Origin of the sequence: Pseudomonas sp. UBA7530, from assembly GCF_002479365.1 — a bacterium.
Classification (GTDB): Bacteria; Pseudomonadota; Gammaproteobacteria; order Pseudomonadales; family Pseudomonadaceae; genus Aquipseudomonas.
In genome coordinates this window covers 999,281-1,024,489 of the sequence record NZ_DLMS01000001.1, presented here as the reverse complement: position 1 = coordinate 1,024,489, position 25,209 = coordinate 999,281, and the positions used below count along the sequence as shown (strand labels likewise).

Annotated in this window: 24 protein-coding genes; 9 read left to right on the top strand and 15 right to left on the bottom strand. The window is 65.4% G+C overall.

The window, feature by feature from the left end; all coding sequences use genetic code 11:
• Positions 1 to 3 precede the first annotated feature (3 nt).
• Positions 4 to 891 (bottom strand): LysR substrate-binding domain-containing protein, encoded by an 888-nt coding sequence (locus B2U07_RS04905; protein ID WP_275544495.1) that lies wholly within the window; start codon positions 889 to 891, stop codon positions 4 to 6.
• A gap of 115 nt (positions 892 to 1,006) precedes the next feature.
• On the opposite strand from B2U07_RS04905, the gene B2U07_RS04900 reads away from it, so the two are divergent.
• Positions 1,007 to 1,267: a hypothetical protein gene (locus tag B2U07_RS04900; RefSeq protein WP_296276109.1), complete on the top strand. Its 261-nt coding sequence runs from the start codon at positions 1,007 to 1,009 to the stop codon at positions 1,265 to 1,267.
• 58 nt (positions 1,268 to 1,325) lie between these two features.
• On the opposite strand, the gene cmoB is transcribed toward B2U07_RS04900, so the two are convergent.
• From cmoB to B2U07_RS04885, 3 genes are all read right to left on the bottom strand, one after another.
• Positions 1,326 to 2,294 (bottom strand): tRNA 5-methoxyuridine(34)/uridine 5-oxyacetic acid(34) synthase CmoB, encoded by a 969-nt coding sequence (cmoB, locus tag B2U07_RS04895; protein ID WP_296276107.1) that lies wholly within the window; start codon positions 2,292 to 2,294, stop codon positions 1,326 to 1,328.
• Entirely contained in the window at positions 2,291 to 3,034 is a 744-nt protein-coding gene (gene cmoA / locus B2U07_RS04890; protein WP_296276105.1) for a carboxy-S-adenosyl-L-methionine synthase CmoA, read from the bottom strand. The genes cmoB and cmoA overlap by 4 nt, the downstream gene beginning before the upstream one ends.
• A gap of 187 nt (positions 3,035 to 3,221) precedes the next feature.
• Positions 3,222 to 3,860: a lysoplasmalogenase gene (locus B2U07_RS04885; protein ID WP_296276103.1), complete on the bottom strand. Its 639-nt coding sequence runs from the start codon at positions 3,858 to 3,860 to the stop codon at positions 3,222 to 3,224.
• A gap of 152 nt (positions 3,861 to 4,012) precedes the next feature.
• On the opposite strand from B2U07_RS04885, the gene B2U07_RS04880 reads away from it, so the two are divergent.
• Positions 4,013 to 5,245 carry an RNA polymerase sigma factor gene (locus tag B2U07_RS04880; RefSeq protein WP_296276101.1) on the top strand — a complete coding sequence of 411 codons (1,233 nt, stop codon included), beginning with the start codon at positions 4,013 to 4,015 and terminating at the stop codon, positions 5,243 to 5,245.
• Positions 5,246 to 5,349: 104 nt separating this feature from the next.
• On the opposite strand, the gene rapA is transcribed toward B2U07_RS04880, so the two are convergent.
• A complete protein-coding gene (gene rapA / locus B2U07_RS04875; protein ID WP_296276099.1) occupies positions 5,350 to 8,193 on the bottom strand; it encodes an RNA polymerase-associated protein RapA in 2,844 nt (947 codons plus the stop codon).
• 162 nt (positions 8,194 to 8,355) lie between these two features.
• Here rapA and B2U07_RS04870 point away from each other — a divergent pair, with 162 nt between their 5' ends.
• The 7 genes from B2U07_RS04870 (at position 8,356) to B2U07_RS04840 (ending at position 13,205) form a co-directional block, all read left to right on the top strand.
• Positions 8,356 to 8,649 (top strand): aspartate-semialdehyde dehydrogenase, encoded by a 294-nt coding sequence (locus tag B2U07_RS04870; RefSeq protein ID WP_197856025.1) that lies wholly within the window; start codon positions 8,356 to 8,358, stop codon positions 8,647 to 8,649.
• A 34-nt stretch (positions 8,650 to 8,683) separates the two neighbouring features.
• A complete protein-coding gene (locus B2U07_RS04865) occupies positions 8,684 to 9,283 on the top strand; it encodes an alpha-ketoglutarate-dependent dioxygenase AlkB family protein (protein ID WP_296276097.1) in 600 nt (199 codons plus the stop codon).
• A complete protein-coding gene (locus B2U07_RS04860) occupies positions 9,280 to 9,441 on the top strand; it encodes a hypothetical protein (RefSeq protein ID WP_197856023.1) in 162 nt (53 codons plus the stop codon). Before B2U07_RS04865 ends, B2U07_RS04860 begins: the two co-directional genes overlap by 4 nt.
• A gap of 199 nt (positions 9,442 to 9,640) precedes the next feature.
• Positions 9,641 to 9,757, top strand: a complete 117-nt coding sequence (ccoM, locus tag B2U07_RS04855) for a cytochrome c oxidase subunit CcoM (protein ID WP_283088575.1) — start codon at positions 9,641 to 9,643, stop codon at positions 9,755 to 9,757.
• 194 nt (positions 9,758 to 9,951) lie between these two features.
• Positions 9,952 to 11,940 (top strand): FUSC family protein, encoded by a 1,989-nt coding sequence (locus B2U07_RS04850; protein WP_296276093.1) that lies wholly within the window; start codon positions 9,952 to 9,954, stop codon positions 11,938 to 11,940.
• Positions 11,927 to 12,130, top strand: a complete 204-nt coding sequence (locus B2U07_RS04845) for a DUF1656 domain-containing protein (protein ID WP_275544504.1) — start codon at positions 11,927 to 11,929, stop codon at positions 12,128 to 12,130. The genes B2U07_RS04850 and B2U07_RS04845 overlap by 14 nt, the downstream gene beginning before the upstream one ends.
• A gap of 223 nt (positions 12,131 to 12,353) precedes the next feature.
• Positions 12,354 to 13,205 (top strand): HlyD family secretion protein, encoded by an 852-nt coding sequence (locus tag B2U07_RS04840; protein WP_296276091.1) that lies wholly within the window; start codon positions 12,354 to 12,356, stop codon positions 13,203 to 13,205.
• A 269-nt stretch (positions 13,206 to 13,474) separates the two neighbouring features.
• Here B2U07_RS04840 and codA read toward each other — a convergent pair whose 3' ends face one another.
• From codA to B2U07_RS04790, 10 genes are all read right to left on the bottom strand, one after another.
• Positions 13,475 to 14,710 (bottom strand): cytosine deaminase, encoded by a 1,236-nt coding sequence (gene codA / locus B2U07_RS04835; RefSeq protein WP_296276088.1) that lies wholly within the window; start codon positions 14,708 to 14,710, stop codon positions 13,475 to 13,477.
• An 11-nt stretch (positions 14,711 to 14,721) separates the two neighbouring features.
• Positions 14,722 to 15,945 carry a PucR family transcriptional regulator gene (locus B2U07_RS04830; protein ID WP_296276086.1) on the bottom strand — a complete coding sequence of 408 codons (1,224 nt, stop codon included), beginning with the start codon at positions 15,943 to 15,945 and terminating at the stop codon, positions 14,722 to 14,724.
• Positions 15,942 to 17,213: a cytosine permease gene (gene codB, locus B2U07_RS04825; protein WP_296276084.1), complete on the bottom strand. Its 1,272-nt coding sequence runs from the start codon at positions 17,211 to 17,213 to the stop codon at positions 15,942 to 15,944. Before codB ends, B2U07_RS04830 begins: the two co-directional genes overlap by 4 nt.
• Before the next feature lie 472 nt (positions 17,214 to 17,685).
• Positions 17,686 to 18,615 carry an ABC transporter permease gene (locus B2U07_RS04820; RefSeq protein ID WP_296276082.1) on the bottom strand — a complete coding sequence of 310 codons (930 nt, stop codon included), beginning with the start codon at positions 18,613 to 18,615 and terminating at the stop codon, positions 17,686 to 17,688.
• Positions 18,612 to 19,700, bottom strand: a complete 1,089-nt coding sequence (locus B2U07_RS04815; RefSeq protein WP_296276081.1) for an ABC transporter permease — start codon at positions 19,698 to 19,700, stop codon at positions 18,612 to 18,614. Before B2U07_RS04815 ends, B2U07_RS04820 begins: the two co-directional genes overlap by 4 nt.
• Positions 19,701 to 19,716: 16 nt before the next feature.
• Positions 19,717 to 21,228: an ABC transporter ATP-binding protein gene (locus tag B2U07_RS04810; protein WP_296276080.1), complete on the bottom strand. Its 1,512-nt coding sequence runs from the start codon at positions 21,226 to 21,228 to the stop codon at positions 19,717 to 19,719.
• Positions 21,225 to 22,328, bottom strand: coding sequence for a BMP family ABC transporter substrate-binding protein (locus B2U07_RS04805; protein WP_296276078.1), 1,104 nt, complete (start codon positions 22,326 to 22,328; stop codon positions 21,225 to 21,227). The genes B2U07_RS04810 and B2U07_RS04805 overlap by 4 nt, the downstream gene beginning before the upstream one ends.
• 21 nt (positions 22,329 to 22,349) lie before the next feature.
• Positions 22,350 to 23,387, bottom strand: a complete 1,038-nt coding sequence (locus B2U07_RS04800; protein ID WP_296276075.1) for an isopenicillin N synthase family dioxygenase — start codon at positions 23,385 to 23,387, stop codon at positions 22,350 to 22,352.
• A gap of 280 nt (positions 23,388 to 23,667) precedes the next feature.
• Complete coding sequence (locus tag B2U07_RS04795) at positions 23,668 to 24,138, bottom strand: MaoC family dehydratase (RefSeq protein ID WP_296276073.1); 471 nt, start codon at positions 24,136 to 24,138, stop codon at positions 23,668 to 23,670.
• Positions 24,135 to 25,085, bottom strand: coding sequence for an alpha/beta hydrolase (locus B2U07_RS04790; RefSeq protein WP_296276071.1), 951 nt, complete (start codon positions 25,083 to 25,085; stop codon positions 24,135 to 24,137). The genes B2U07_RS04795 and B2U07_RS04790 overlap by 4 nt, the downstream gene beginning before the upstream one ends.
• Between the last annotated feature and the right edge of the window lie 124 nt (positions 25,086 to 25,209).

Sequence of the window (25,209 nt, the reverse complement as noted above, 5' to 3'; positions counted from 1 at the left end):
CCCTCAAGCCTGGCCGGCAAAGGCTCGGATCATCTGTGTGGCAAGCGCCTCGATGGCGTCGTTGCTCTGATGACCACGAATCAACTTGATGTGGTACTCACCCAGCGCGGGCAGGCCTTGTTCCGCGCCGAGCCGACGTAACGGTGGCTTGACCAGGCTGCGCGGGAAGGGCGCGATGGCCAGGTCGGCGGTCATGGCCGCCTCCTGCCCCGCACACTGTTCGCAGGAGTAGGCGATGCGGTAGGCCACCCCTTGACGATCCAGTGCGTCGATCGCCGTCCTTCGCCAGGCGCAGCCGGGGTTAGCCAGCGCCAGTGGTAGCGGCGAGCGTTGTATGGCGAGGCCGCCATCGCGTCCGGCCCAGACCAGTTCTTCGGAATAGATCACCTCGCCGCGCGCGTCGTCCAGGCCGTCATTGCCGGCGTTGATCAGAGTCAGATCCAGTTCGCCGGCATCGAGCTTGGCCACCAGATCCACGCTGCGCCCCACATTCACTTCGACCTCCACGGCTGGATGGCTGCGGGCGAACAGGGTCAGCACGCCGGGCAGTACCCGGTCGCCGATATCGTTCGGCGTGCCAAAGCGCACGCGGCCGGTCAGCGTCGGGGTGAGAAAGCGTGCCACCGCTTCCTCGTTGAGCTTGAGCAGGCGCCTGGCGTAGCCCAGCAGTACCTCGCCCTCGGCGGTGAGTTGCACGCGCCTGGCTTCGCGGATGAACAGGCGCTGGCCGAGGGTCTCCTCGAGGCGCTTGATCTGCAGGCTGACGGCCGCCGTGCTGCGAAACACCTGGGCGGCGGTGCGAGTAAAGCTGCCGCTATCGGCGATGGCGACGAAGGTGCGCAGTACGTCGCTTTCCAGAAGCGGCAAAGAAACAGAGGCTGGCGCGTTCATGATCGTTAAATATTTCTTAATTGGTTCTTTGATATTTGTCGTTTGTTTGAACGATATGCGCGTTTCATCCTGATCGCAAGCCGGGAACAGCCGGCGGCGAAATGGAGGAAAAGACATGAACGGTTCGAGCAAGCACGATAAGCCACGTCCGCCGATGCCCGAGTTCTACATGCCGGCCATGTGGCCGCTGGATCTGCAGAACGCCATCGTCGACTGGGTGGGCGCCTGGCTCTGGCGCCGGCGTATGCGCCGTCTGCTGGCACAGGACATAGAGGGCCGGATTCGCCTGGGCGGTGCCCGTGGCGTGGTGGAGCAGGGGGCGCGTGAGCCGCTGCGCTCGATCGCACAGCGGCGGGCGTGCTGGTTGCGGGGGTAGGGTCGGGCAAGCTGCCGATAGCGGTCTGGCGGGTTGCACCCGCCTAGAGCCGCTATTTCTACGGCTTGCGTGCGACCAGCACCGCGCGGGTCGGTGCCGGCAGGCCTTCGACGGTGCGGCTGTGGTCGGCCGGGTCCAGAAACTCGGGCAGCGACTGGAAGCGCATCCACTCGGTGGCGCGCTGTTCTTCCACCGAGGTGATGCTGACGTCGACGCAGCGCACGTCCTCGAAACCGGCGCGGCGCAGCCAGCGCTCCAACGCCGGCACCGAGGGCAGGAACCAGACGTTGCGCATCTGCGCGTAGCGGTCCTCGGGTACCAGCACCTGCTCGGCATCGCCTTCGACCACCAAGGTTTCCAGCACCAGTTCACCGCCCTTGACCAGCACGTCCTTGAGATCGAGCAGATGGTCGATGGGTGAGCGGCGGTGGTAAAGCACGCCCATGGAAAACACCGTATCGAAGCCCTGCAGTTTGGCCGGCAGCTCTTCGAACGCCAGTGGCAGGTGCCATACCGGCTGATCCGCCAGATAGCGCTTCATCGCCAGGAACTGGCAGAGGAACAGCCAGTTGGGGTCGATGCCTACCACGCTGTCGGCACCCGCCCCGAGCATGCGCCACATGTAGTAGCCATTGCCGCAGCCGACGTCGAGGATGCGCTTGCCGGCCAGATCCAGATGCGGTGCGACGCGCTGCCATTTCCAGTCCGAGCGCCATTCGGTGTCGATATGCACGCCGAACAGCTCGAACGGCCCCTTGCGCCAGGGAATCAAACCCTGCAGAGCAGCCTTCAATTGTGCACGGGTCGTCTCGTCGCTGGCGCCGCCAAAGGCGAAGCGTTGAACCAGTTCCACCTCGCTCACAGGCAGGTCCGGCAGAGCCTGGACGGCACCGTACCAGCGCGCCAGGTCGCCGTGACCGATGGCCAGCTTGGCATCGAGCTGCCCGGGCAGCTCACAAGCCCATTCCTGCAGCGGGGTGCCGGCCAGTTGCGCTTGCAGGGCATCAAGATCCAGGTCGCGCATCATGGCAGGGCCACCAGCGAGGCGAAGTTCAGGCACTGGAACCAGGGCAATATCTTGCTGAAGCCAGCGGCCAGCAGTCGTTCGCGGTGCTGCTCAAGGCTGTCGGGCAGCATCACCTTTTCGATGGCGCTGCGTTTCTGGGCGATTTCCAGTTCGCTGTAGCCATTGGCGCGTTTGAAGGCGACATGTAGCTCGGTGAGCAGCTCATGCTCGGCGGCGTCCTCGAAGCGCAGCTTCTCCGAGAGAATCAGTGCACCACCCGGCAACAGTGCCTGGCGAATGCGCGTGAGCAGCTCCAGGCGCCGCTCCGGCGGAATGAACTGCAGGGTGAAGTTGAGCGTGACCAATGAGGTGGGCTGCAGGTCGAGGACGAGAATATCGGCCTCGATCACCTCCACCGGCAGCAGCTCCTGGAACATGGCGTCCTGGGCATGCAGGTATTCGTTGCAACGCGCGACCATGGCCGGGGAGTTGTCCACGGCGATTACCTTGCAGCCGTCGACGCGCACATGGCGGCGCAGCGCCTGGGTCACCGCGCCGAGCGATGCGCCCAGGTCGTACAGGGTGGTGTGTGGCTGGGCGAAGTGGCCGGCGAGCACGCCAATGTTCTCGACGATGGTCGGGTAGCCGGGCACGGAACGCTTGATCATGTCGGGGAAGACCCGCACCACATCCTCGTTGAAGACGAAGTCGGGCACCGCGGACAGGGGCTGGGAGAATAGACGATCGGGTTCTTGGCTCACGGCAGTCGTAACGGGTAGCTGAAAAGGCCGGCATCTTAGCAAAAAGACGGCCGCAAGCCCCAGGCTACGAGCTGCATGTGCAGGGCAATTCTTTTACCTTCTAAGGGCTTTATTCGCGATGAAATCGCGAATAAAGCGGAGCGCCGCCCGTTTGCTCCGACACCTTTATGCGATTGCCCTGGCTGCCTCAGGCGCTCTGGCGCTCGAAGGCCGAGGCGGCGATACCCCACTGGCCGAGCCAGTAGGTGAGGATGATGGCGTAGGGCGCCGCGTCGAAACGGGCGACGAAGCGGTCGATGCCGATCAGGCTGTCGGAGAGCACGAACAGCGTCGCACCGCCGGCGGCGAGCCAGGTGGAGCGTGGCTGCAGGTCAGGATGGCCAATGCGGGCCAGCGCACGCCAGAGCATCAGGCTGATCGCCGTGGCGTAGCAGGCCACTGGAATCAGCAGCTCGCCCAGTCCGCTGCTGGCCAGCACGGCGAACATCGCACCGCCGGCAATCAGTGCCAGCAGCAGGGCGGGCAAGGCGGGCTGGCGGCTGTCGGAGCAATAGGCGCGCAGGTAGGCCAGGTGGCCGAGCAGAAAGGCGCCAAGGCCGAACACGAACAGATCGCCAGGCCAGTCCAGCAGAAGGTCGCCGGCTAGGGAAAACAGCAGACCAATGGTGATCCAGCGGCGGTAGGTGCCGGCCGGCGCCTGGCGCAACCACAAGAGTAGGGCGATCACGGGTATGCCCTTGCTCAGCAGGCTGAGCTGCGTGTCGCCGGTGACCCGGCCGTAGAGAAATAGCGCGGCGCCCAGCAGGCCGAGCAGCAACCATTGCATGACATGACTCCCTTCATCATTGGAATTCGCGACTATGCCCAGTGGTCGAATGGCTGCCAATGCGATGGATGCCAAATCGAGGGGCGGATCGTGCCGCCACTCGACGCCGCCAGCGGTATTGGGCAACGTATGCCTTCGTTCAGGAGAAGCGCATGTCTATATCGCCACCGGTCAGCGAACTGATCGAACGCCTATACCGCGAGGAGTCGCGCCGAGTGTTGGCGACCCTGATTCGCCTGCTCGGCGACTTCGACCTGGCCGAGGAGGCGCTGCACGAGGCGTTTCGCAGCGCCGTCGAGCAGTGGCCGAACGGGGGTTTGCCGGACAATCCACGCGCCTGGCTGGTCTCTGCCGGGCGCTTCAAGGCCATCGACAGCCTGCGTCGGCAGCGCCGCTTCCAGCCGCTGGATGAGCAGGCCGAATTGCCTGACGAGGGTGACGTCGAGGGAGGCGAACTGCTCGAAGACGATCGCCTGCGCCTGATCTTCACCTGCTGCCACCCGGCGCTGGCCAGTGATGCTCAGGTGGCCCTGACCCTGCGCGAGGTGTGCGACCTCTCCACCGAGGAGATCGCCCGCGCCTTCCTCTCCAGCCCGTCGACCCTGGCCCAGCGTATCGTGCGGGCCAAGGCGAAGATTCGCGATGCGCGTATCCCTTACGAGGTGCCGGGGCGCAGCGAGCTGCCCGAGCGCCTGGATGCGGTGCTGCGCGTGGTCTACCTGGTGTTCAACGAGGGCTACTTCGCCAGCTCCGGTGATTCGCTGACCCGCAGCCAGCTGTCCGACGAGGCGATTCGCCTGGGCCGTCTGCTGCTGGAGCTACTGCCCGAACCGGAAGTACAGGGGCTGCTGGCGCTGATGCTGCTGCACGAGTCGCGACGCGCTGCGCGCAGCGGCGTCGATGGTGAGGTGATTCTGCTGGACGCTCAGGACCGCAGCCTGTGGAACCGCGAGCTGATCGCCGAAGGCGAGGCGCTGGTGCTGCAGGCGCTGCACTCGCGGCGTTTCGGCCCCTACAGCTTGCAGGCGGCCATTGCTGCCGTGCATGCCGAGGCGGCCCGTCTGGAAGAAACCGATTGGGCGCAGATCGTCGGTCTGTATGACGAGTTGCTGCGCTTGAACCCGTCGCCGGTGATCGAACTCAACCGCGCCGTGGCGCTGGCCATGCGCGATGGCGAGCAGGCGGGGTTGGTGGAAATCGACCGACTGCTGGCTGCGGGCGAACTGCAGGGTTACCACCTGGCCCATGCAGCGCGGGCCGATCTGCTGCGCCGGTTGGGCCGACGCGAGCAGGCGATTGCAGCCTACGGTCAGGCCCTGGCGCTGGCGCAACAGGGGCCGGATCGGCAGTTTCTGCAAAAAAGGCTGGATGAGCTGGGTGGCTAGCACCTGTATCCGTAGCCCGGATGCAATCCGGGACGACACTCCCGGATTGCATCCGGGCTACGGAGGGACTGTAAGTACGGGGCGCTGCGCTGCGCCCCCCAGGGTTAGCCCGCAACCAGTACGCGAATCGCTTCCAGGCGCAGGGCAGCCTTGTCGAACATCGCCAGGCTCTGCTCGCGCTGCTCGCGCAGAGCCTCGATCTCGCTGTCGCGTACGCTCGGGTTGACCGCGCGCAGGGCGACCAGGCGCGCCAGTTCTTCGTCCAACTCGGCGATCAGACGACGCTTGGCCTCACTCACGCGCTCGACATGGCGCGGCATGACCTTGGCTTCGGCATCGTTGATCTGCTTGGCCAGCACATCGCGCTGGGCCTGGATGAATTTGTTGGCGCTGGCACGCGGCACGCTTTCAAGCTGGTCGTTGAGGGTTTCGAAGCCGACCTTCGGCGCCAGGTCGTTGCCATTGGCGTCGAGCAGGCAGCGCAGCGCAGCCGGCGGCAGGAAGCGGCCGAGTTGCAGCTTGCGCGGGCCGACCACTTCGCTGACGTAGAGCAGCTCCAGCAGCACGGTGCCGGGCTTGAGCGCCTTGTTCTTGATCAGCGCCACGGCGGTGTTGCCCATCGAGCCGGACAGCACCAGGTCCATGCCGCCCTGCACCATGGGGTGTTCCCAGGTGAGGAATTGCATGTCCTCGCGGGCCAGGGCCTGCTCGCGATCGTAGGTGACGGTCACCGCCTCGTCGTCGCCCAGGGGGAAGCTGGCATCGAGCATCTTCTCGCTGGGGCGCAGGATCAGGGCGTTGTCGGAGTGGTCTTCGCTGTCGATGCCGAAGGCGTTGAACAGCTCTTCCATGTAGATCGGCAGGGTGAACTGGTCGTCCTGTTCGAGGATCGCCTCGACCAGCGCCTCACCTTCGCCGGCACCGCCGGAGTTCAGCTCCAGCAGGCGGTCGCGACCGCTGTGCAGTTCGCCTTCGAGACGAATGCGTTCGGCGGTGGCTTCGTCCACCAGTTGCTGCCACTGGCCGTCGTCGGCGTTCTCCAGCATCGGCAGCAGGCGTGGGCCGAACTGATGTTGCAGGGCGTTGCCGGTGGGGCAGGTGGCGAGAAAGGCATTGAGCGCCTGGTGGTACCACTGGAACAGGCGCTCCTGCGGACTGTTCTCCAGATACGGCACGTGCAGCTGGATGCGGTGTTTCTGGCCGATACGGTCGAGACGGCCGATGCGCTGCTCGAGCAGGTCCGGGTGGGCCGGCAGGTCGAACAGCACCAGGTGATGCGCGAACTGGAAGTTGCGGCCCTCGGAGCCGATTTCCGAGCAGATCAGCACCTGGGCACCGAATTCTTCGTCGGCGAAGTAGGCCGCCGCGCGGTCGCGCTCGAGGATGCTCATGCCTTCATGGAACACCGTGGCCGGGATGCCGGAGCGCACGCGCAGGGCGTCTTCCAGGTCCAGTGCGGTTTCGGCGTGGGCGCAGATCACCAGCACCTTGAATTTCTTCAGCATCTTCAGGGTGTCGATCAGCCACTCGACGCGCGGGTCGATGCGCCACCAGCGTTGCTCGTCGTCGATCTCTTCCTGCGCCTGGTAACTTACTTCCGGGTACAGCTCGGCGTGCTCGCCGACCGGCAACTCCAGGTATTCGTCCGGGCTCGGCAGCGGGTAGGGGTGCAGCTCGCGTTCGGGGAAGCCCTGTACGGCGGCGCGGGTGTTACGGAACAGCAGGCGGCCGGTGCCGTGGCGATCGAGCAGTTCGCGCACCAGGCGGGCGCGGGCGGCATCATCGCCGCTGTCTACGGCATCGAGCAGCTCGCGGCCTTCATCGCCGAGGAAACTGCCGATGGCATCGCGGGCCTGGGCGCTGAGCTTGCCCTGGTCGAGCAGCTCCTGCACGGCTTCGGCAACCGGGCGGTACTGGCTGCTTTCGGCGCGGAAGGCTTGCAGGTCATGGAAACGGGCCGGGTCGAGCAGGCGCAGGCGGGCGAAGTGACTGTCCTGGCCGAGCTGTTCTGGGGTGGCAGTGAGCAGCAGCACGCCGGGGATGACCTCGGCCAGTTGCTCGACCAGCGAATATTCGGCGCTGGCCTGTTCCGGGTGCCAGACCAGGTGATGGGCTTCGTCGACCACCAGCAGGTCCCAGCCGGCAGCGAACAGCGCGTCCTGGGCTTTCTCGTCGTCCTTCAGCCACTCCAGGGCGACCAGCGCCAGCTGGCAATCCTCGAAGGGGTTGCTGGCGTCGCTCTCCATGAAGCGCTCGGCGTCGAACAGCGCGACGTCGAGGTTGAAGCGCCGGCGCATCTCCACCAGCCACTGGTGCTGCAGGTTTTCCGGGACCAGGATCAGCACGCGGCTGGCACGACCGGAAAGCAACTGGCGATGGATTACCAGGCCGGCTTCGATGGTCTTGCCCAGGCCCACTTCGTCGGCCAGCAGCACGCGCGGGGCGATGCGGTCGGCCACTTCGCGGGCGATGTGCAACTGGTGGGCGATCGGTTGGGCGCGCGCGCCACCCAGGCTCCACAGCGACGACTGCAGCAGGCGGCTGTTGTGCTCCAGGCTGTGGTAGCGCAGGGCGAACCAGGACAGCGGGTCGATCTGGCCGGCGAACAGGCGGTCGCTGGCCAGGCGGAACTGGATGAAGTTCGACAGCTGGGTTTCCGGCAGGGTGACCGGCTGATGCTGGGCATTGAGGCCGTGGTAGACCAGCAGGCCGTCGATGTCCTCGACTTCCTGTACGGTGAGCTTCCAGCCCTCGAAATGGGTGATCTCGTCACCCGGGGCGAAGCGCACACGGGTCAGCGGAGCATTGCGCGTGGCGTATTGACGGGTTTCGCCGGTGGCCGGGTAGAGCACGGTGAGCAGGCGGCCTTCCTCGGCGAGGATGGTTCCCAGACCCAATTCCGCTTCGCTGTCACTGATCCAGCGTTGCCCCGGTTGATACTGCGCCATGCCTGTCTCCCGCGTGAAAAAGCCGGCTATGGTAACGGATGCCGAACCATGGCTAAAGCGGTCGTGGCACTATCGTCGCATCCGTTAGTCGAAAGTGTAGTGAGCACGCCCTCAAGTAGCGTTTCGCGGGGCCGACAGCCTGACCAAAGGAGGTGCTGTTGCATGCTGCCACCGATTCCCCAAGGCCTGGTGCCGGTCACGGCTACGCAGGACGTGATCAAGCCCAAGCCCGAGATTCCTCCGGTGACCCCGGTCGAGCAGAGCGCCAAGGAAAGTGCGCTGAGCCTGGATAAGCGACACCCTCAGGAAACCGAGGAGCTGCTGCGTGATGAGCAGCGCCGCCGCCAGCGGCGTGGCTACACCCCGGAACAGTTGGCCGAGGCCGAGCCGGAAGAAGTGGAGCAGGCCCTTGGTGACTTACCTCGACAGGGACTGTGGGTGGATGTGGAAGTCTGAGACACTCTTTTCATTCTCTTTCATGTAGATCGTCATGCTGTTCGCCGATCCCTTGCCTGCCATCGCCGATGCCGAGCTGGACTATCTGCCCGGCTGGGTGGACGCCGCTGTGGCTGACAGCTGGCTACACGCGCTGGTCGAGCAAACGCCCTGGCAGCAGCCGGAACTGTTCATTCACGGGCGCTACTATCGCACGCCACGGCTGACCGCCTGGTACGGCGATACCGAGGCGCGTTATCGCTACTCCGGCAAGCTGCACGAGCCGTTGCCCTGGACGCCGTTGCTTGACGAGATTCGTCAACGTGTCGTGAGGCAAGTCGGCCAGCCACTCAATGCCGTGCTGCTCAACTACTACCGCGACGGCCAGGACTCCATGGGCTGGCACAGCGATGCCGAGCCGGAGCTGGGCCGTGATCCGCTGATCGCCTCGCTCAACCTGGGCGGCAGCCGGCGCCTCGACCTGCGCCGTGTTGGCAGCACGCGCATCGAACACTCGTTGACGCTGGAGCACGCCTCGCTACTGGTCATGCGCGGCCCGACCCAGCATCATTGGCAACATCAAGTGGCGAAGACGCGCCAAGCCTGCGCGCCACGCCTGAATCTGACCTTTCGCCTGATCCGGTTTCCGCTATGAGCAATGACGACAAGCTGATCGACTTCGCCGCCGAGCGCGACAAGCGTATCCACGACCTCAACGACAAGCGCCTCAACGAGATGCGCCAGGTCTTCGAGCAGGTGTTGCCGCTGGGCAAGGCCAGGAAGAAGTCCAAGAGCAAGCCCAAGAAACGCTGAAAGCGCTCCGATCTTCCCGCTGCGCCCTCCGTTGTGCAGCGTTTCCCGCCTCGAACCCCCTCGATTTCTTGACCTGGGTCAGTATTCCCTCAAGCCCGGTCACGCCTGCTCCTGAGCCATTGATCCAGGTCAATTTTCCCGCCGCCAGCGCTGATAACTTGAAGCCATCCCAGACAGACAGGCACAACAGGAGGCAGCCATGTTCGTCGATACAGTGGTTCTCGCCGGAGTCGGCACCGTACTTCTGATGGTCGCGTTCTTCGGGGGTGTTGGTTACTTCATCTGGAAGGATGCGCACAAGCGCAAGCCGAGCTGATCCTTCCAGTTCACAGGGCACGCAAGGCAATTCGGGCGACTTCGGTCGCCCTTTTTTTGCTCGCGTTCTGGCGGGCTGAACGAATTGATCCTCTGGACAGATATAGTTAGCTAGCTAATAATTGAGTTTCGCACGGAGGCGGAACCCAATCGCTACAGCTATGTTCAGAGCTGAGATTTCTTCAGGTAGCCATCGTGCGTGACTCCTTGCTGGTGTTCCTTGCACCAAGCCCGCAAGCCGTTCAGTTCGCCATCAAGACCCTGTTCGGCGGTGGTCTGGCGCTGTGGTGCGCGCTGCGTTTCGGCCTGGAGCAACCGCAGTGGGCGCTGATGACTGCATTCATCGTTGCCCAGCCGCTGTCCGGCATGGTGGTGCAGAAGGGCCTGGCGCGACTGCTTGGCACGCTGGTCGGCACCTTCATGGCCGTGGTGATGATGGGGCTGTTCGCCCAGGCGCCGCTGCTGTTCGTGCTGGCCTTCGCCCTGTGGCTGGCGCTGTGCACGGCGGCCTCGACCATGTTGCGCAGCGCCTGGTCGTACTCCTTCGTACTGGCCGGCTACACCGTCGCGATCATCGCCTTGCCGGCCATCGGCAAGCCACATGTGGTGTTCGACGAGGCCATCGCCCGTTGCACGGAAATCTGCCTGGGTATCATCTGCGCGACCCTGAGCAGCGCCTTGCTCTGGCCGCAGCGGGTCGAGCGGCAACTGGCGCAGCAGGCGCGTAACGCCTGGCAGGCCGGGGTGACAGCTTCGCGACAAGCGCTGTCCGGTGAGGCCGACTCGCGGCAGGGGTTGCTGGAAGTGCTGGCGCGTATCGTTGCCGTGGATGCCCAGCGTGAACATGCCTGGTTCGAGGGCGCGCGCGGTCGCCAGCGCGCCGTTGCGTTGCGGGTGCTGAGCCGCGATCTGCTCGGCATGTTGCGCCTGGCCCGCGGTGTGGCGCGGCAGTGGCGGCAACTGAGCAGCACCGAGGCGCAGGCCGTTGCGCCCTGGTTGCAGGTGGTAGACGAGCGCCTGCAGCAGGCGCAACCGACAGGTTTGCCGGAGTTGGTCGAGCAGCTGCGCCAGGCCGTGCAGGACGAAGAACTGAGCAGAGGCCAGCAACTGTGTCTGGAGCGGCTGATGGTGCTGCTGCTTCGTGTCGAGGACGCTAGCCGTGCCTTGCTCGCAGTCGAGGAGGGCAGGGCGCCGGCCGATGCGCCGCGCGCTCTGTCCTGGCATTACGACTGGCAGAGCGCGCTGGTGTATGGCTCGCGTAGCGCGCTGACCTTCCTGACCCTGGCGGCCTTCTGGCTGGCCACTGGCTGGACCCACGCCATCGGCGCGTTGCTCCTGGCCTGCGTGGTGTGCAGTTTGTTCGCCCGGCTCGAAGCCGCACCGCAGATCGGCATGATGTTTCTGCGCGGCATTCTTTACGCGTTGCCGGTGGCGTTTTTCGTCGGGCAGATTCTCATGCCGCAGATCGACGGTTTCGTGATGCTTTGCATGGTCTTGGGCGTGCCGCTGTTCTTCGGCGTGCTGGGCATGGCCAAGCCGGCGACGGCCGCGACCTCGACCTCGTTCTGCCTGCACTTCATCGTTCTGTGCCTGCCGGCGCCGGGTGTCGGCTATGACGTCGCCTATTTCCTCAATGAGGCGCCGGGGATGCTTATGGGTGTCGGTTGTGCGGTGATGGCCTTCAAGCTAGTGGTGCTGCGCAATCCGGTCTGGCATGGGCGGCGCCTGATGCAGGCGATCCTGGCCGATCTCGGACGCCTCACTCGTCGCGACCTGGGCCGCGCCGAAAACTGGTTCGGCGGGCGCATGGCCGACCGTCTGCTGCAGCTGGCGCGGCACTATCCGGCGCGGCCGGACCAGGCGCGCAGCCGCTGGGACGATGGCGTCGCCGGTCTCGACCTGGGCGACGAGCTGCTGCACCTGCGCAAGTGCCTGGTCAATGCAGATGCCGGTTTGGCACGGTCGCAGCAGCGTTTCCTGGAGCGCCTCGATGACGCGCTGGAGCGTGGTCCCGCACCGGGCCGTGAAGACGATCTGAACGCGCCGGTGGCCGAACTGCAGGAAGCCCTGCGCGCCTGCACGCCGAGCATCGACAAGCGTCTGGCCGAAGCGGCGCTGTTGCAATTGCAAAACGGCTGGAGCCACTGGTGTCAGCTCAGAGGAGAGGCTAATGGGTTTACATGAATGGTCGCTGGGCGGCGTGTTACTGAGCCCAATGGCGATCTACGCGGTATTGGCGTTGCTGCTGACCGGCGTGTTGCGCCTGGGCCTGCAGCGCGTCGGGCTGTCGCGCTGGATCTGGCACGAAGCCCTGTTCGATTGTGCCCTGTATGTCTGCGTGCTGGCGGCGGTGATGGCCGTCCTGGCGATTTGAAAGCTTGCCAGCACCTGCTGCGCGTCGGCCCTGCGGCGTTAAAAACAGGGTCGGCAAGCCGCTTGCGGCTAACGCACTTCAGTGCGGCCCCGAAGGGGCGAGCGCAGCGAGTAATGCTCATTTACAAACTCGTAAACTCCGCGTCCTCGCCTGTTTTTGCCTTGCATGGCTCTAGCTCGCAAGATGCTGAACAAGCTTTGCGGAGACATTGAAGGAGTGCGACATGCGTTCGACCATCCGCGTCGGCATCACCCTGGCCATGGTAGTGGCGGCGATCTTTGCCGGCTCCTGGATCTGGCAGCACTACATGTATTCGCCCTGGACACGCGACGCCCGCGTGCGCACCGACGTGGTGACCATCGCTCCGGACGTGTCCGGCTGGGTGGTCGAGCTCAAGGTGCGCGACAACCAGCAGGTCAAGGCGGGCGATTTGCTGATGAGCATCGACCGCGATCGCTATCAGGCGGCGGTGGATAAAGCCAAGGCGGTGGTGGACATTCGCCGCCAGCAGTTGAGCCTGCGCGAGCACGAGGCTTCGCGTCGCTCGCGCCTGGGCGCCCAGGCGATCAGCGCCGAGCTGCTGGAGAACGCGCAGATCAATGCCGAGATGGCGCGTGGCGAGTACCGTCAGGCGCAGGCCGATCTGCGTGTGGCCGAGCTGAACCTGGCGCGCAGCGAAGTGCATGCCCCGCGCGACGGGCAGATCACCAACCTGGTGCTGGCCCAGGGCAACTATGTGAATGCTGGGCAGGCGGTGATGGCGCTGGTCGATACCCAGTCGTTCTACGTGCAGGCCTATTTCGAGGAAACCAAGCTGCCGCGCATACAGGTCGGCGCACCGGTGGAGGTCTGGCTGATGGGAGGGGACCAGCAGATTCGCGGCGAGGTGGAAAGCATCAGCCGTGGCATCACCGACCGCAATGTCAGCCCGGACGGGCAACTGCTGGCCGATGTCGAGCCGACCTTCAACTGGGTGCGTCTGGCGCAGCGCATTCCGGTGCGCATCAAGCTCGATCAGGTGCCCGAGGGCATGCTGCTAAGCGCCGGCATGACTGCCAGCGTGCGGGTGGACTAGGGCTGTTTCGCAGTTGTAGGAGCGGCTTTAGCCGCGAGCGCTTCAAGCGTAATCGCGGCTGAAGCCGCTCCCACGGTTGCTGTTCGCATGAGGATTATCGTGTTTGCTCTTCGGCCGTTTATGGGGGATCAAACTGGACGATGTGCCCAAGGGATGGCTTGAGCGACGACATGACCCCTGCATGCGGAAGAAGTAGGGCTTGTAGGAGCGGCTTCAGCCGCGATCCTTTTGGAGGCTATCGCGGCTAAAGCCCCTCCCACATTTGGGCGTCAGCCGCGCTCGATGCTGGCCGGCGTACGGCGCATCAGCACCTTGCCATGGCGCACGGACACCAGTGCATGGCCCTGGCTGCGCACCATCTCGTAGTCGTCCGGCGCCGACAGGATCAGCAGGTTGGCCGGGCGACCCACTTCCAGGCCATACCCTTCACCCAGGTTCAGCGCGCGAGCCGAGTTGTCGGTGATCAGGTCCAGGCTGCGCTTGAGATCTTCATAACCGAGCATGTGGCAGATGTGCAGGCCGGCTTCGAGGATGCGCAGGATGTTGCCGTTACCCAGCGGGTACCAAGGGTCGACGATGGAATCCTGGCCGAAGCAGACGTTCATCCCGGCACGGTCGATTTCAGCCACGCGGGTCAGGCCGCGGCGTTTCGGGTAGGTGTCGAAGCGGCCCTGCAGGTGGATGCTCTCGGTGGGGCAGGAGATGAAACTGATGCCGCTCATCTTCAGCAGGCGGAACAGCTTGGAACAGTAGGCGTTGTCATAGGAGCCCATGGCCGTGGTGTGGCTGGCGGTGACCCGCGCACCCATGCCGCGCACGCGGGCTTCTTCGGCCAGCACTTCGAGAAAGCGCGACTGCGGGTCGTCGGTCTCGTCGCAGTGCACGTCCACCAGGCAGCCGGTGCGTTCGGCCAGGTCCATCAGGAACTTGATCGACGACACGCCCTGGTCACGGGTGTTCTCGAAATGCGGGATGCCGCCTACCACGTCGGCGCCCAGTTCGACGGCCTGTTCCATCAGCGCGCGTCCGTTTGCGTAGGACTCGATGCCCTCCTGAGGGAAGGCGACGATCTGCAAGTCGATCAGGTGGCGGGTTTCCTCGCGCACTTCGAGCATGGCCTTGAGCGCGGCCAGTGTCGGGTCGGTGACGTCGACGTGGGTGCGTACGTGCTGGATGCCATGGTCGACCAGCATGTCGATGGTTTTCTTGGCGCGGGTCTTGGTGTCTTCATGGGTGACCAGTGCCTTGCGCTCGGCCCAGCGCTCGATGCCTTCGAACAGCGTGCCGCTCATGTTCCACGCCGGCTCGCCGGCGGTGAGGGTAGCGTCGAGGTGGATGTGCGGCTCGACGAAGGGCGGCACGACCAGGTTACCGGCAGCGTCGAGGTCGCCGTCGGCGATGGGATGCAGCGCATGCTGGGCGTCGATGGCAGCGATGCGCTCGCCGTCCAGGGTGATGCGGTGCAGGCCGTCGCGGCCGCGCAGGCGGGCATTGTGGATGATCATCAGGTTTCCTCTCAGGCAGGCGACGACAGGCGCCGGATCAACAGCGCGACGCTGATGTTCAGACGGTCGTGCGGGTCTTCGAACGAGCAGCCGGTCAGCGCTTCGATGCGCTGTAGACGGTAGCTCAGGGTATTGCGGTGAACGTTGAGGCGTTGCGCGGCCAGGGCCAGGTTGCCGTTCTCGGCGAACCAGGCCTCCAGCGTCGGCATCAGCACCGGTTGGTGGCGCGAGTCGTCGCCGATCAGCGGGCCGACCACGCGTTCGACGAAGCGATCGAGCAGGCTGCGATCGCGAATCGCGCCGAGCAGCTCCAGCACGCCCAATTCATTGAAACTGCATAGGCCCAGGCGCTCGGGAAAGCGTTGTGCTACGGCCAGAGCCTGGCGTGCCTCACCCAGGCCCTGGGCGAAACGCGGTGCGTCGCAGCCGGCGCTGCCCAGGCCGAGGAACAGGCGTAGCGGGCCGAGCTGCGGGCGCAGTTCGGCGAGCAGCGCGGTCATGGCCTGGCGGTTGCGTGCTTCGGTGTGGGTATCGGGGCAGGGCAGCAGGGCGATCCAGTGGCGGCCCTGGCTGACCAGCGGCAGCGCATTGCCGAGTTCGCCGAGGCTCTGCTCCAGGCGCCGTTGCAACAGTTGCTGACGGCTCTGCAGCTGGCGCTCGGCGTCTTCGTCGGGCAGGTCGCCGAACAGTTGCTCACTGCCCTCGAGGCGCAGGAGCGCGACCTGGCGCGGCACATGCAGCGCCAGGCCGAGGCTGTCGCCGCGTTGCAGCAGGATGTCGAGCGACTGGTAATCGCCGTCGAGCACCTGCTCCAGCACGTGCTGGCGCGAGCGGCCGAGTTGCTGCGCGTGAACCAGCGCGGTGCCGATGGCCTGAGTAACCACCACCATCTTCAGCGCGTAGGGCTGCTCGATCAGCGGCAGGTTCAGGCGCTCGGCTTCGTCTATGACGCTGGGCGGGATCGCCTGGATGAACTCGGCGCCGGTGAGGATGACAAGGCCGGCGACCACGCGCTCATGGCCTTCGCGTACCAGGCGCAGCAGGTTGGCTTCGTCACGCGGGTGGTTGATGCCGGTGACGAAGATCAGCTCGCTGCCCATCACCCAGTCGGCGATACCTTCGTTCTCGGCCACGTAGGGCCAGCGCACGGCATTGTCGCGTCCGGCCTGGCCGGCACGCAGGCGCATGCTGTCCAGGCCGGGCAGGGCGAGTATGTCGGCGACGGTCAGACTCACGCGCCGGCGACCTGCTGGCGGCCGGCCAGGGCCTTGTTCAGCTCGAACAGCACGACGTAGGCAGCAGCTGCGACGGCGATGCCTACCAGCGGCGCGACCCAAGGCGAGAAGTAGGCGCTCAGTGCACCGATCAGGTAGGCGCCCAGGCCGACCCAGTTGAATGCCGGCAGGTGTGCATCGGCCAGTTTCGGGTAGCGCGCACGGTGGCCGTAGAAGAAGTCGGCCATGATCACGCCGCCAATTGGTGGGATGACCGAGCCGAGCAGGATCAGGAAGGGAATCAGCATCTCGTACATGCCACCGATGGCCAGCAGCGTGCCGATGCCGGCGCCGACCAGGGTCACGGTCTTGCGCTTGCCGGTGCGCAGCAGGTTGCAGCCGGCGGCGGCGAAGTTGTAGATGGTGTTGTCCTGTGTCGTCCACAGGTTGAGGAACAGCATGACCACGGCGGCCATGGACAGCCCCTGCAGCACCAGCACTTCGACCACATCGGGCTGCTGGTAGACGATGGCGCCATAGGCCCCGGCGATGATCATCAGACCGTTGCCGATGAAGAAGCCGAGCAGGCTGGCCAGCACCGCGACGCGGCCGCTCCTGGCGAAGCGCGTCCAGTTGGTGGCCTGGGTGGCGCCGCTGACGAAGGTGCCGAACACCAGGGTGATGGCCACGCTAAGGCTCATGCTCTCCCTGGGCTCGACCGCCAGCAGGCCGGCGAGGCCGCCGATATCACGGGTGGCGATCCACAGCGAGGCGACCAGTAGCACCAGCATGGCCGGTACGGCGACACGCGAGAGCAGGTCCAGGCCCTTGTAGCCGACGAAGGCGGTGAGACAGAAGCCGAAGCCGAACAGCACCATCAGCGGGATGGTCAGGCCTTCGGGCAGGCCGAGAATCTTCACCAGGACGATGGCGACGGTCGCCGTACCCCAGGCGTACCAGCCGATCTGGGTGAAGCCCAGGAGCACGTCGGACAGCTTGCTGCCCACCTCGCCGAAGCAGAAACGGCCCATCAGCACCGAGTTCAAGCCGCTGCGGCAGGCGATCAGGCCCAGCACGGCGGCGTACAGGCCGAGCAGCAGGTTGCCGATCACCGCAGCCCAGAGCAGGGTGGTGAAGTCGAAAGCCATGCCGATCTTGCCGCCGGCGAACATGGTGGCGGTGAAGAAGGTGAAACCGAATAGCAGGATGGCGGTGGAGAACAGTCCCTTGCGCGCGCTGCTGGGCACTTCACTCAGGGGAAAGTCGCTATCGGGGGTTGGGTGGCTCATGGCCTGGCTCCGGAATGAGGGCGTGATGCAGGGCAGATAGCAGGGGGCGTGCCAAGCGCAGGGTTTGCCTGAGTGCCAAAAGGGTTTTGTGCATGTTGCACAGGCAATTTGCGATTTGTGCGTATTGTAAGGTTTTTATTTGTTTGCAGTGAACAAGGATGGTGCGCTTCATTCTGCGGCGCACCAGCTTGTGTCTTTTACCGGGAAACCGCTGGGCAAGCTGCGGGAGCAATGGGAGTGCTAGCGAAGCAAACGCCTGAGGTGTTTGCCGCCTTCGCGGACAAGTCCGCTCCCATAAAAAAAGCGAAGCAGCATCGGCAGACGCATCCCCCTGTGGGAGCGGACTTGTCCGCGAATCGGTGCCGCTCGGTGTCGAGAGAAAACACGCAGTCTCCCAGCCACAAATGAGCATTCCCGCCGCTGACGCTCCAGGATCTTGTTGACGACACCCCGGAGCACAGCAGCCTTCTATTCAGCGCCGATCCTGCCGCAGATAGGCCAGGCCCAGCGCGGCGGGTTCCACGCCGCGGCGTTTCGGCGAGTAGCTGGCGATGACCAGCACGGCGATGGTCAACGCATAGGGCAGCATGCCGACCAGGTACACGGGTGCGTCCAGGCCGATGGCCTGCAGGCGTGGCAGCAGGGCTTCGATGGCGCCGAAGAGGAAGGCGCCGAGCAGGGCGCGCAGCGGCGACCAGCGGGCGAAGATGACCAGCGCCAGGGCGATCCAGCCGCGCCCGCCGACCATGTTCTCGACCCAGGTGTTGCTGGCGACCGTGGCCAGGTAGGCGCCGCCCAGGCCCGCCAGCGCGCCGCACAGGGCGACGGCCAGCAACTGATGGGCCTGCACCTGGACGCCGGCGACATCGGCGGTGGCCGGGTCTTCGCCGACGGCACGCAGGCGCAGGCCGAGGCGGGTGCGCAGCAGCATCCAGGCACACGCCAGGGTGAGCAGTACGGCGAGGTAGGTCAGCGGATCCTGGGCGAACAGCAGTTTGCCGAGCAGCGGCAACTCGGCCAGTGCACCCAGTTGCAGGCTGTCGATGCCCTCGAAGGTGCGGTGTACGTAGCTGCGCCCGATCACCCCGGCCGCGCCCAGGCCGATGGCCATGGTCGCCAGGCCGGCGAGGATCTGCTCGCAACGCAGCACGACCACGGCGATGCCGAAACCCAGTGCCAGCAGGGTGCCGGCCAGCACCCCGGCGAGCACGCCGAGCAGCGGCTGGCCGCTGACCAGGGTGACGCTGGCGGCGGACATCGCGCCCATCGCCAGATAGCCCTCGATACCGAGGCTGACCACCCCGGCGCGTTCGCTGAGGATCAGACCAAGGCAGGCCAGCAGCAGCGGAATGGCGGCCGGCGGTACGCTGCCGAGCCAGTTGGTGAGAAAGGCGAGCGTCATAGCGTGGGCTCCGGTGCGCTGAGGCGGCGCGCCTCCAGGCGATAGTCGACGAAGAACTGGCTCAGCAGCAGACTCATCAGCAGCACGCCCTGCAGCAGCACGATCACCGCGTCGGACAGGCCGTAGAACACCTTGAGCGTGCTGCCGGCGTTGTACAGACCGCCGAGGACGATGGCCACCGGCACGCACCACAGCGGCGAGAAGCGGGCGATGAAGGCGATGACGATGGCGCTGAAGGTCATGTTCCAGCCGATGTTCTGCGTCAGCCGGTACTCGGTGCCGGTGACGATCACGCCACCGGCCAGGCCGGCGGCGGCACCGGACAGCAGCACCATGATCGCCAGGGTAAGGTTCACCGGAATGCCGGCGGCGCGCGCCACGGTCGGGTTGGCACCCACCGCGCTGGCGTGGAAGCCTAGGCGACTGCGCTCGCACAGCACGGCGGCCAGCAACGTGGCGCCGAGGGCGATGAACAGGCCGCTGTGCAAATTGCCGAAGCCGAGCAGGGCCAGGCGTTCGCCGCTGGGCAATTGCGCCGACACCGGGAAGCTGTTGGCCGGGTCGCGCCAGGCACCGAACAACAGGTGCTGCAACAGCAGGTAGGCGATATTGGACAGCAACAGGGTGACCACCAGCTCGCTGACCTGCAGGCGCAGGCGTAGCACCAGGGCGATGGCGATCCAGCCGGCACCGAACAGCGCCGCGGCCAGCAGCATCAGCGGCAGGCGCATGCCCTCCGGGCCGATGCCACTCAGCGACACGGCGGTGGCACCAATGGCGCCGAGCCAGAGCTGGCCTTCGACGCCGATGTTCCAGAACTTCACGCGCATGGCCAGCGCCGAAGCCAGCCCGACCAGAATCAGCGGCACGCTCAGGGTCAGCGTCTGTGCCAGCCCGGCGCTACGCAGGAAGACCTGCACCACCAGGTCGTCGAACAGGGTGACGGTCGGCACGCCGGCGGCGATCAGCAGCAGGGTGCCGCAGACGATGCCGAGCAGCAGGCCGCCGCTGAATGCCAGCGAACGGCGCGTCAGCGAAGGCAACAGGCGGCGCTGCAGGGAAAATTGATAAGCAGGCAGCAACATTCAGATCTCCGCGAATTCAGGCGTGGCCAAGCATCAGTGCGCCAACCTGCTGGGCAGTGGCGTCACCGGGGCACTCGCCGACGATGCGTCCGGCGCTCATCACGGCGATGCGGTCGGACAGGGCGAGGACTTCTTCCAGGTCTTCGCTGATCAATAGGCAGGCCGCTCCACGTGCGGTGGCCTCGCGGATTGCCTGGTGCACCATGGCGCAGGCGCGCACGTCCAGGCCGCGGGTCGGTGAGTGGGCCACCAGCAGGCGCATGTCCTCGTCCAGCTCGCGTGCCAGCAGCACCTTCTGTGCGTTGCCACCGGACAGCAGACTGGTGCGCAGCACCGGTGTGGCGCCGGCAATCTCGTGGCGGACGATGGCCTGACTGGCCTGATCGCGCAGACGCCGGCGATCCAGCCACAGGCGACGGAAGCGGCCCTTGCGCACCTGAGTCAGGGCCAGGTTGTCGGCGACCGACAGTTCGCCGATCAGGCCGCTGGCCATACGGTCGGAGGGAATGATGCGCAGGCCCAGGTCGCGGCGCTGGGCGATGCTGGCGTGGGCGGCTTCGGCGCCGTCGATGGCCAGGCTGCCGGATACCACGGCGGCCAGCCCGAGCAGGCCGTCGGCCAGTTGCTGCTGGCCATTGCCGCCCACCCCGGCGATACCCAGTACTTCCCCCGCACGCACGCGCAGGTTGATGCCGTCGATGCCGACGCCGCCATCGGCGCGATCCACCCGCAGCTCGTTGACGATTAACAGGTCGGCACCTTGCGCGCGCAGGTTCGAGGGCGCGCGGGCAGGGCTGGGTGGCTGCTCGCCGACCATCAGTCGGGCGATGGCCTCGACCGACAGTTCGGCAGTGGCCAGTGAACGCGCCACGGTACGACCCTGACGCATGATCGTGACGCGGTGGCTGTGACCCACCACCTCGCGCAGCTTGTGGGTGATGAGGATCACGCTCAGGCCGCTCTCGGCCATGCGCCGGATGGCGGCGAGCATGGCTTCGGCCTCGCGATCGGTGAGGACTGCGGTGGGCTCGTCGAGCACCAGCAGGCGTGCGCCGAGGGCCAGTACCTTGCAGATTTCCGCGCGCTGGCGCTCGGCCACCGACAGCTCGCCAATCGGCGTCAGCGCATCGAGGTTCAGGCCGATGCTGCGCGCCGCATTTTCCAGGGCGGCTGCAGCATCGGCGACCGTGCGCAGACCGTGCCGGCGCTCGGCGGCCAGCAGCAGGTTTTCCACCGCACTGAAGCGTTCCACCAGGCGAAAATGCTGGTGCACCATGCCGATGCCCAAAGCGCTGGCATCGGTCGGTTTGCGGATCAGGCGCGCCTGGCCGTCCAGGCGCAGGCTGCCGCCATCGGCGCTGTAAACCCCGGTGAGGATGTTCATCAGGGTCGACTTGCCCGCGCCGTTCTCGCCAAGCAGGGCATGGATTTCGCCCGGCGCGACTTCCAGCCCGGCATCCTCCAGCACCAGCCGTTCGCCGAACCGTTTGGCGATGCCGGCAAGCTCCAGCAGCGGGCCTTGGCTCACTTGACGCTCCCGGTCACGCCCTGCACCAGGTAGTCCATGCCCCACAGCGCCTCGTCATCGAGTACGGCGCCGTCAGCGATGATCGAATTACCATCCTGTTTCAGCAGCGGGCCGGTGAAGGGCGAGAAGGTGTCGTCGATCATCGCCTGGCGGGCGCTGGCGATCTGCTCGCGGGCGGCGGCCGGCACCTTGTCGCTGAGCGGGGTGATGTCTACCACGCCTTCCTTCAGGCCGGGGAAGGCGCCGTATTGCGAGGGCTGCCAGGAACCGTCGACGATCTGCTTGATGGTCGGCACCAGGTATTTTTCCCAGTGGAACACCACCGAGGTCAGGTGGCCGTTGGGCGCCATCTTGCTCATGTCGAGCTGAAAGCCAACCGAGTATTTGCCAGCCTTCTCGGCTGCGGTGAAGGGGGCGGCCGAGGACAGGTTGTTGGCGATCACGTCGGCGTTCTGCTCGAGGATCGACTTGGCCGCCTGGCCTTCCTTCGCCGGATCCCACCAGGAGTTGGTGTACAGCGCGATGGTCTTGATCGACGGATCGACGCTTTGCACGCCACGGGCGAAGCCGTTGATGTCCCAGTTCACCACCGACACCGGGAAGCCGCCGAGCATGCCGACCACCTTGTCCGGTGCCACCGAGCCGGCGGCGATACCGGCCAGGTACCAGGCCTGGTAGGTGCGCGCGTAGAAGCTTTCCAGGTTGGCCGCGTTGGTGGTGCCGGAGGCGGCGAGGAAGGCCACGTTGGGGTGCTTGTTCGCCGCTTCCAGTACGCCGTCGGAGTAACCATAGGTGGTGGTGACGATGATGTTGAAGCCGCGCTGTACGTAGAGGTCGATGGCGTTCTTCAGCGCGCTGGCTTCCTCGGGAATGCTCTCGGCCACGGCGATGGGGTAGCCGAGTTGCTCGGCGACGATCTGCCGGGCGTTGTCGATCGACTCGTTCCAGCCGCCATCGCGGGCGCTGGAGGCATAGATGAAGGCGATCTTCGGTTCACCCTGCAGCTCGAAGGCGAGGGCGCCCGGCGCCTGCAGCAGCAGTGCAAGGCCGCTGACGGCGGCGAGTTGGGTGCAGATGCGACGCAAGTGACGAGTGATCATGCGAACTCCTGGTGCGGGGCTTCAGCCCGCTTCCTGCTGGCGGTGGAAATAGGTGTGGTCGAAACGTGAGCGGATGTAGTCGCCGGCCTCGATGGGCGGGTACTGCGCCGGCCATTCGGGGTTCTGGCAGCTGGGCAGCACCTCGATCAGGCTGCGCGAGTCCGGGCCGTAGAAGAACGGGATGGAGTAGCGCTGGCGCCCGGAGGTGTTGATCGCGCGGTGCAGGGTCGAGGCGAAGTAGTTGTTGGTCCAGCGCGCCATCAGGTCGCCGACGTTGACGATAAAGCAGCCTGGCAGCGGTGGCGCCTGCACCCATTCTCCAGCGCTGTTGAGCACCTGCAGGGCCGGCACTTCGTCGGTGCAGAGCATAGTGAAGCACTCGTAGTCCGAATGCGGGCCGATGCCGATCTGCGCTTCGTCGATGGGACCGTCCTGGCTGGGGTAGGCGAGCACGCGCATATGCGCCATGGGCTTGTTCAGGTAACGCTCGAAGTGGTCTTCGTCCAGCTCCAGGGCCAGGGCAAACGCGGCGAAGATGCGTCGACCGAAATCGAGCAGCGCCTGGTGGTAGGCCAGCAGGGCTTCGCGAAAGCCCGGCAGGTCGGCAGGCCACTGGTTGGGGCCGTAGCCGAACACGCCAGCGAGTACGTCCGGATCGTTCGCGGCCAGATCCAGCGCCAGGTCGAAGCCTTCGTGCATGTCGCCGGCATTTTCTTCGTTGGTGTTCTCGCCAAGCATTGGCGTGTAGCCACGCATGTTCTCTGACTGGCTGATGTTCAGGGCCAGCTTCTGCTCCATGGCCAGGTCGAAGAAGCGGTGCGCGGCCTGGAAGGTGTCGGCGATCACCGCTTGCGGTACGCCGTGGCCCTTGGCGTAGAAGAAGCCGACCTGGGTGCAGGCCTGGCGCACGGCGTCACCGACTTGGCGGCGTGCTTCGGCATCGTCGCCGTACATGGCCGAGAAATCGATCACGGGGATTTCCGAGAACGGTGCCTGGCGCGCGTCGAGTCCTGACGGTTTGAAATTGCGCGGACCGTTGCCGGTCTTCACGGTTTGCATGGCAAGTCTCCTGAAGCGGAAGAGTCAGGAGCGCAGGTCATTTCGCTGGGCGGCAGGGCGTGCGAGGAGAGGCTCATGGCCGTCGCTCCGTAAAGGGGTGGCACTGAGCGATAGCAGGGGTCATGCCAGCCGCGATGAAGGGTGACGATGCACAAGGGTTGTTGTGCAAAGTGCCTGGTTTGTGCGGGTTATGTGGCGGGGTGCAGAAGGTTTTATTGTGGGGACTGAACAAGCTTGGTGCGCGCCATCGGGGGCGCGCACCAGCATGTGCCGTGGCGGTTCAGCCGACGGTTACCTGCGGCATGGCCGGCATGGTCACGGTCTGCTCGGCGCTAGGGGCGAGCACTTCCGCTTCGCCGTCGACCACCTGCTTGCCGTCCTGGTTGTACACGCGGGTGGCGATGCGCACGCGGTTCTTCGGCAGTTTTTCCAGCACTTCCAGCTTCACCGTCAGGGTATCGCCGAGTTTCACCGGGCGGGTGAACTTGAGCTGCTGGCCGAGGTAGATGGTGCCCGGGCCGGGCAGGTTGCAGGCGATGGCAGCGCTGATCAGTGCGCCGGTGAACATGCCGTGGGCGATACGCTCCTTGAACATGGTCTCGGCGGCGAACGCGGCGTCCAGGTGCACCGGGTTGTTGTCGCCGGAGACGGCGGCGAACAGTTGCACGTCGCGCTCTTCGACTTGCTTCTCGAAGCTCGCCTGCTGGCCGACTTCGAGGGCCTCGTAGGGGATATTGGTTACCTGAGTCATGGACACTCCTTGCTTGGGCTTCGACCATGGCTCAGCGCCTGCTGCAGCCAATCGATCAAATGGGCGGTGACCTCGTCGCGATTGCTCTCGTTGAGCAGCTCGTGACGGGCCTCGGGATAAATATTCAGTTGCACGTCGCGCACGCCGGCCTCGCGCAGGGCGCCGGCGAGATCTTCCAGACGCTTGCCGTCGCTGACCGGGTCGCGTGAGCCGCCGATCACCAGCAGCGGCAGGCCGGCATCGATCTGCGCCAGGTTCGCTTTTGGGGTGATGTATTGCAGGCCGCCGAGCAGGTCGCACCACAACTGCGTGGTGCAGACGAAACCGCACAGCGGGTCGGTCACGTATTTGTCCACTTCCGCCGCGTCACGGCTGAGCCAGTCGAAGGCCGTGCGGTTGGGCCTGAAGGCCTTGTTGAACGAGCCGAAGGAGAGAAAGTCGATGACCTTGCTGCGCCCCTTGGGCCCCAGGCGCCAGCGCTCGAAGCCGGCGATCATCCGGGCCACCTTGTACAAAGCAACAGGCTGGTAGTTGGAGCCTGACAGCACGGCGCCCTGCAGACTGCAGCTATGGCCCATCAGATAGGCCATGCCGATGTAGCTGCCCATGCTGTGGCCGAACAGGAAAATCGGCGCCTGCGGGTAACGCTGGCGAATGTGGTGATTGAGCGAGGCCAGGTCGCCGACCACCTTGTCCCAGCCGCCTTCGTCGGCGTAGTGGCCTAGCACGCCTTGCGTGGCGCTCTGGCCGTGGCCGCGCTGGTCCAGCGCATAGAGGTCGAAGCCGGCGGCCACCAGGCTTTCGGCCAGGCGTGCGTAGCGCTGGCTGTGTTCGGCCATGCCGTGGGACAGCATGACCACCGCCCGTGGCGGCTGATCACCGTGCCAGTGGTTGACGTGCAGGTGCAGACCGTCCTGAGTGGCCAGGGGGAAGACATTGTGGCGCATGGCGAATCCTTGTGCCGGAGATTGGCGGCATTGTGCACCTTGACCAGCACCAGGCAAAGCGTCGCGGTCTTTCTCGATGCCGCAAAGATCGGTTACGAATCGCTACATTTAATGCGAAATTCAG

Excerpts from the sequence above, each read along its gene's own strand:
- B2U07_RS04905 (WP_275544495.1), bottom strand. The coding sequence starts at position 891 with ATGAACGCGCCAGCCTCTGTTTCTTTGCCGCTTCTGGAAAGCGACGTA.
- B2U07_RS04900 (WP_296276109.1), top strand. The coding sequence starts at position 1,007 with ATGAACGGTTCGAGCAAGCACGATAAGCCACGTCCGCCGATGCCCGAG.
- cmoB (WP_296276107.1), bottom strand. The coding sequence starts at position 2,294 with ATGATGCGCGACCTGGATCTTGATGCCCTGCAAGCGCAACTGGCCGGC.
- B2U07_RS04885 (WP_296276103.1), bottom strand. The coding sequence starts at position 3,860 with ATGCAATGGTTGCTGCTCGGCCTGCTGGGCGCCGCGCTATTTCTCTAC.
- B2U07_RS04880 (WP_296276101.1), top strand. The coding sequence starts at position 4,013 with ATGTCTATATCGCCACCGGTCAGCGAACTGATCGAACGCCTATACCGC.
- rapA (WP_296276099.1), bottom strand. The coding sequence starts at position 8,193 with ATGGCGCAGTATCAACCGGGGCAACGCTGGATCAGTGACAGCGAAGCG.
- B2U07_RS04870 (WP_197856025.1), top strand. The coding sequence starts at position 8,356 with ATGCTGCCACCGATTCCCCAAGGCCTGGTGCCGGTCACGGCTACGCAG.
- B2U07_RS04865 (WP_296276097.1), top strand. The coding sequence starts at position 8,684 with ATGCTGTTCGCCGATCCCTTGCCTGCCATCGCCGATGCCGAGCTGGAC.
- B2U07_RS04860 (WP_197856023.1), top strand. The coding sequence starts at position 9,280 with ATGAGCAATGACGACAAGCTGATCGACTTCGCCGCCGAGCGCGACAAG.
- ccoM (WP_283088575.1), top strand. The coding sequence starts at position 9,641 with ATGTTCGTCGATACAGTGGTTCTCGCCGGAGTCGGCACCGTACTTCTG.
- B2U07_RS04845 (WP_275544504.1), top strand. The coding sequence starts at position 11,927 with ATGGGTTTACATGAATGGTCGCTGGGCGGCGTGTTACTGAGCCCAATG.
- B2U07_RS04840 (WP_296276091.1), top strand. The coding sequence starts at position 12,354 with ATGCGTTCGACCATCCGCGTCGGCATCACCCTGGCCATGGTAGTGGCG.
- codA (WP_296276088.1), bottom strand. The coding sequence starts at position 14,710 with ATGATCATCCACAATGCCCGCCTGCGCGGCCGCGACGGCCTGCACCGC.
- codB (WP_296276084.1), bottom strand. The coding sequence starts at position 17,213 with ATGAGCCACCCAACCCCCGATAGCGACTTTCCCCTGAGTGAAGTGCCC.
- B2U07_RS04820 (WP_296276082.1), bottom strand. The coding sequence starts at position 18,615 with ATGACGCTCGCCTTTCTCACCAACTGGCTCGGCAGCGTACCGCCGGCC.
- B2U07_RS04815 (WP_296276081.1), bottom strand. The coding sequence starts at position 19,700 with ATGTTGCTGCCTGCTTATCAATTTTCCCTGCAGCGCCGCCTGTTGCCT.
- B2U07_RS04805 (WP_296276078.1), bottom strand. The coding sequence starts at position 22,328 with ATGATCACTCGTCACTTGCGTCGCATCTGCACCCAACTCGCCGCCGTC.
- B2U07_RS04800 (WP_296276075.1), bottom strand. The coding sequence starts at position 23,387 with ATGCAAACCGTGAAGACCGGCAACGGTCCGCGCAATTTCAAACCGTCA.
- B2U07_RS04795 (WP_296276073.1), bottom strand. The coding sequence starts at position 24,138 with ATGACTCAGGTAACCAATATCCCCTACGAGGCCCTCGAAGTCGGCCAG.
- B2U07_RS04790 (WP_296276071.1), bottom strand. The coding sequence starts at position 25,085 with ATGCGCCACAATGTCTTCCCCCTGGCCACTCAGGACGGTCTGCACCTG.